1 protein-coding gene is annotated in these 517 nt (G+C 49.1%); it reads right to left on the reverse strand.

Annotation, left to right across the window (positions count from 1 at the left end):
- Positions 1-517, reverse strand: a 517-nt coding sequence (locus R8O10_RS27495; RefSeq protein WP_318192270.1) for a patatin-like phospholipase family protein, incomplete at both ends; no start/stop codon positions are given.

The raw sequence follows: 517 nt of genomic DNA on the forward strand, positions 1-517 counted from the left end.
TCACCATAAACGAGCTTTTTGCGAACTTCCTGCTTATGGTCGATGTACTTTTGATACTCCGCGTTTGATAAACGCAGTCCCGCTAGCTTCGACTCCATTTCTTTGGTGATGTCATAACCAGATTGAAAAGCCCAAGGCATTTTGTCGAACTCGACGGTTTCCATTTGGCCGACATTGGGACGAATGTAAACATCGTGTTCTTGCAGGGTTTCGACTTGCTGCTGGGTACTGCGACGCACCAGATAGTTGGAGAGTTGGTCTGCAACGGTAAACAGCCCAGTAAAATCATCTTCGGTTTTGTAGTCGGTACTGATGTCTACCGCGATAACCACATCCGCGCCCATCGCACGCGCAACATCCACTGGCATGTTGTTGACCACGCCACCGTCAACAAGCATGTGGCCATTTAACTTATACGGAGGGAGTGCGCCGGGTACAGACATACTGGCCATCATGGCATCAACTAAGTAACCGTTGCCGATCACCACTTCGTCCAGTTCTAAAATATCTGTCGCGA

This window comes from Vibrio sp. 1727 (assembly GCF_033344415.1).
GTDB lineage: Bacteria > Pseudomonadota > Gammaproteobacteria > Enterobacterales > Vibrionaceae > Vibrio > Vibrio alginolyticus.